The organism is Streptomyces sp. NPDC059455 (assembly GCF_042750115.1).
GTDB classification, from domain to species: Bacteria; Actinomycetota; Actinomycetes; order Streptomycetales; family Streptomycetaceae; genus Streptomyces; species Streptomyces endocoffeicus.
Genome location: NZ_JBHYVB010000406.1, coordinates 1 through 4,367, shown reverse-complemented (window position 1 = coordinate 4,367; position 4,367 = coordinate 1). Strand labels below are relative to the sequence as shown.

At 69.1% G+C, this 4,367-nt stretch carries 4 protein-coding genes; all 4 read right to left on the bottom strand.

What is annotated here, in order from left to right; genetic code table 11:
• Positions 1–66: 66 nt before the first annotated feature.
• The 4 genes from ACFXB5_RS52840 to ACFXB5_RS52825 are packed head-to-tail and all read right to left on the bottom strand — an operon-like array spanning position 67 to position 4,183.
• The gene (locus ACFXB5_RS52840; RefSeq protein WP_385223099.1) at positions 67–1,224 is read right to left on the bottom strand and encodes an ABC transporter ATP-binding protein; all 1,158 of its coding nucleotides are present in this window, start codon (positions 1,222–1,224) and stop codon (positions 67–69) included.
• Positions 1,217–2,275, bottom strand: coding sequence for an ABC transporter ATP-binding protein (locus ACFXB5_RS52835; protein ID WP_385223097.1), 1,059 nt, complete (start codon positions 2,273–2,275; stop codon positions 1,217–1,219). The genes ACFXB5_RS52840 and ACFXB5_RS52835 overlap by 8 nt, the downstream gene beginning before the upstream one ends.
• Before the next feature lie 11 nt (positions 2,276–2,286).
• Complete coding sequence (locus tag ACFXB5_RS52830; protein WP_385223095.1) at positions 2,287–3,264, bottom strand: ABC transporter permease; 978 nt, start codon at positions 3,262–3,264, stop codon at positions 2,287–2,289.
• Complete coding sequence (locus tag ACFXB5_RS52825) at positions 3,257–4,183, bottom strand: ABC transporter permease (RefSeq protein ID WP_385223093.1); 927 nt, start codon at positions 4,181–4,183, stop codon at positions 3,257–3,259. The genes ACFXB5_RS52830 and ACFXB5_RS52825 overlap by 8 nt, the downstream gene beginning before the upstream one ends.
• Between the last annotated feature and the right edge of the window lie 184 nt (positions 4,184–4,367).

Genomic DNA, 4,367 nt, shown 5'->3' with positions numbered 1-4,367 from the left:
CGCCCGGACCGTGCTGATCACGGTCCGGGCGGGCCCTCGTGGCCTTACGCACCCCGCGCGGTAGCGCTAGGCGTGAACCACGTCCTTTTCCTCCGCGAAGTGGCACGCCGACTCGTGCGCCGCTGGCGAATCCGTGCCGGCGAAGCGCTCGGGGATGGCGAGGAGGGGGACCTCCTTGGCGCATTTGTCCTCGGCCTTCCAGCAGCGGGTGCGGAAGCGGCAGCCGGAGGGCGGGTTGGCCGGGGAGGGGACGTCGCCGGTGAGGATGATGCGTTCGCGGCCCTCGCGCGACTCCGGGTCCGGGACCGGGACGGCCGACAGCAGCGCCTGGGTGTAGGGGTGCGTCGGGTGGTCGTAGATCTCGGTGTCGGAGCCGATCTCGGCCATCTTGCCCAGGTACATCACGCCGACCCGGTCGGAGATGTGCCGGACGATGGACAGGTCGTGGGCGATGAAGATGTAGGACAGGTTGAACTCGTCCTGGAGGCCCTCCATCAGGTTGATGACCTGTGCCTGGACGGACACGTCGAGCGCGGAGACCGGCTCGTCGCAGATGATGATCTCCGGGTTGAGGGCGAGGCCGCGGGCGATGCCGATGCGCTGGCGCTGGCCGCCGGAGAACTGGTGGGGGTAGCGGTTGATGTACTCGGGGTTCAACCCCACGACGTCCAGGAGCTCCTGGACCTTGCGGCGGCGGTCGCCCTTCGGGGCCACCTCGGGGTGGATCTCGAAGGGCTCCCCGATGATGTCGCCCACCGTCATGCGGGGGTTGAGCGAGGTGTACGGGTCCTGGAACACCATCTGGATGTTGCGGCGGACGGCCCGCAGCGCGCGGCCCGACAGCCGGGTGATGTCCTGGCCCTTGTAGAAGACCTCGCCCGCGGTGGCGGTCTCCAGGGTCATCAGCAGCTTGGCGACGGTGGACTTGCCGCAGCCGGACTCGCCGACGATGCCGAGGGTCTCGCCCTGGTAGAGGTCGAAGGAGATGCCGTCGACCGCCTTGACCGCGCCGATCTGCCGCTTGAAGAGGATGCCCTGGGTCAGCGGGAAGTGCTTGACCAGATTGCGCACCTGGAGGATCGGCTCACCGCGGTCGACCTTGGCCTCGAGCGCGGCGACCGCCTCGTCCTCGGTGGCCGCGTCGACCGTCTCCACCTCCGTGACGTTGGGGGTGGCGTCCGCGGCCGGTTCCATGGCCTTCTCGTTGTTCTCGGCGTCAGCCATGGAGGGTCTCCTTCCAGAAGTGGCAGGCGCTGCCGCGGCCCGGCAGCTCCGTGCCGTCCTGCTCGGTGACCGGCACCAGGGCGGGGACGTCCGTACGGCAGATGTCCTCCGCCTTGGGGCAGCGCGGGTTGAAGGCGCAGCCCGTGGGGATCTTGAGCAGGTTGGGCGGCAGCCCCTTGATCGCGTAGAGCTCCTGGCCCTTGCGGTCCAGGCGCGGGATGGAGTCCAGCAGACCGCGGGTGTAGGGGTGGGCCGGGCGCTTGTAGAGCTCGTGCACGGGGGCGGTCTCGACGATCCGGCCCGCGTACATCACGGCGATCTTGTCGGCGACGTCCGCCACCACACCCAGGTCATGGGTGATCAGGATCAGACCCATGTGGTACTCGCGCTGGAGCTCCGCGAGCAGGTCCATCACCTGGGCCTGGACAGTCACGTCCAGGGCGGTGGTCGGCTCGTCGGCGATGATCAGGTCCGGCTCCAGCGCCATCGCCATGGCGATCATGATGCGCTGGCGCATACCGCCGGAGAACTGGTGCGGATAGTCGCTCACCCGCTCCTTGGCCGCCGGGATGCGGACCCGGTCCATCAGCTCGATGGCCTTGGCCTTGGCCTCCTTCTTGGACAGGCCCTGGTGGACCCGGAACATCTCGCCGAGCTGATAGCCCACGGAGAGCACCGGGTTCAGCGCCGAGAGCGCGTCCTGGAAGATCATGGCGATCTTGCGGCCGCGGATCTTCCGGCGCTCCTCGCCCGCCATGGTGAGCATGTCCTCGCCCCGGAACAGGATCTGCCCCTGCGGGATCTTCCCGGGCGGCATGTCGAGGATGCCCATGATCGCCTGGGCGGTCACCGACTTGCCGGAGCCGGACTCGCCGAGGACGGCGAGTGTCTCACCGGCGCGGACGCTGTAGTTGACGCCGTTGACGGCCTTGGCCAGGCCCTCCCGGGTGTGGAACTCCACATGCAGATCGCGGACTTCCAGCAGCGGGGTGCCGTCGTCGTCGTCGGCCACGCGGGCGGTGGCGCTCGTGGTCTTCTCGATAGTGGTCACGTACGCCCTCCTCAGCGCAGCTTGGGGTCAAGGGCGTCGCGCACCGCGTCGCCGAGTGTGATGAATGCGAACACGGTGAGGCTCAGCATCCCGGCCGGGAAGAGCATCACATGCGGGTTGTCCCGGATGGCGTCCTTGGCCGAGGAGATGTCGATGCCCCACGAGATCGTCGGGTCGGCAAGGCCGAGACCCAGGTACGACAGCGTGGCCTCGGCGGAGATGTAGGCGCCGAGCGAGATCGTCGCGACCACGATGGTGGGCGCGAGCGCGTTGGGCAGTACGTGCCGGAAGAGGATCCGGTTGGTGCCCGCGCCGAGCGCGCGCGCCGCGGTGACGTAGTCCGCCTGCTTGGCGGTGATCACCGAACTGCGCATCACCCGGGCGATGGTGGTCCAGCCGAGGAAGGCGAGGGCCGCGATCACGACGTACACCTTGCGCTCGGTGAACGCGTTCAGGACGACCATCGAGCCGAGCAGGAACGGCAGGCCGAAGAAGATGTCGACGACCCGGGAGACGACCGAGTCGATCCAGCCGCCGAAGTATCCGGCCGCCATGCCCAGCAGACCGCCGAAGAGGGTCACCACCGAGGTCACACCGACGCCGACCAGGATGGAGGCGCGGGTGCCGTAGATGACGCGGGCGTAGATGGAGCGGCCCTGGCCGTCGTAGCCGAACCAGTCGGCCTGGAAGAAGTGGGTCAGCTCCGGCTTGGTCAGGAAGTGGTTGGTCAGATCGCCGTTGCGCGGGTCGGCGCCGGTGAACATCCCGGGGAACGCCGCGATGGCCAGCAGCAGCACCAGCAGCACCGCCGAGACCCAGAACAGCGGGCGGTGGCGCAGCTCGTACCAGGCGTCGCCCCACAGCGAGCGCGGCTTGCCCTGGGGGGCGGGGCCGGCGACGGAGGCGGTGTCCACCTCGGTCGGCGGGGCCACGGCGTCGACCGCCGTGTCGACTGCCGCGCCGGACTGGGATTTGGTCATGTCAGGCATACCGGATCCTCGGGTCCAGGACCGCGTACAGCAGGTCGACGAACAGGTTGATCAGCAGGATGACGAGGACGAAGACGGTCACGACCCCGACGATCGTCGAGCCCTCCCGCCGTCCGAGCGCGTTGAACAGCAGATTGCCGACGCCCTGGACGTTGAAGATGCCCTCGGTGACCACCGCGCCGCCGACCAGCGCGCCGACGTCGGTGCCGAGGAAGGTGATCACGGGGATCAGCGAGTTGCGCAGCAGGTGGACGCCGATGATGCGGCGGCGCGGCAGGCCCTTGGCGAGCGCGGTGCGCATGTAGTCGGCGCGCAGGTTCTCGGCGAAGGTGGTCCGGGTCAGCCGGGCCACATACGCCATGGAGAGCATCGCGAGGACGAAGCCGGGCAGCAGCAGCTGCTCCACGTCCATCGAATCCTGCACATTCGGTGGCAGCCAGCCGAGTTCGTCGGCGAAGATGAACCGGGCCAGATAGCCGAGGACGAAGACCGGCATCGAGATGACGATCAGCGTGAAGATCAGCACGCCGGTGTCGGCGGCGCGGCCGGCCCGGAGTCCGGCCCAGGCGCCGAGCCCGATGCCGACGATGATCTCGATGGTGAGGGCCACCGCCGCGAGGCGGAGGGTCACCGGGAAGGCCATGCTCATTTCCTCGGAGACCGGGCGGCCGCCGAAGGTCTTGCCGAAGTTGCCCTGGAAGAGGTCGACCATGTAGTCGAGATACTGCTTCGGCAGGGACTGGTCCAGCCCGAACTCATGACGCAGGGACGCGACCTGCGCGGGGTCCGCGGCCTTGTCCCCCCACATCGCCCTGATGGGGTCGCCGGGAAGGACGTGGACCATGAGGAAAATCAACAGTGTGGTCCCGATGAAGACCGGGATCATCTGGAGCAGTCGCCTGGCGACGTAGCGCCCCATTATGCCTCCATGCCGTTGGGGGGCGGCGGAGGCCACGTCTCGTCAGCGCCACGCGGGTGGGGGGATGAGCTGCGGGCCTCACGCCTGCGGGCCGGGGGGGGGCGCGGCCCCGCGGGGGGGGGGGGCGGCCCCGCCCACCCCCGCCAGCACACCCCCGCGCCCGCCGGCCCCGCCCCACACACCC

What these genes read in the sequence shown, in the direction of transcription:
- ACFXB5_RS52825 (WP_385223093.1), bottom strand. Translation starts at nt 4,183, where the DNA reads ATGGGGCGCTACGTCGCCAGGCGACTGCTCCAGATGATCCCGGTCTTC.
- ACFXB5_RS52830 (WP_385223095.1), bottom strand. Translation starts at nt 3,264, where the DNA reads ATGCCTGACATGACCAAATCCCAGTCCGGCGCGGCAGTCGACACGGCG.
- ACFXB5_RS52840 (WP_385223099.1), bottom strand. Translation starts at nt 1,224, where the DNA reads ATGGCTGACGCCGAGAACAACGAGAAGGCCATGGAACCGGCCGCGGAC.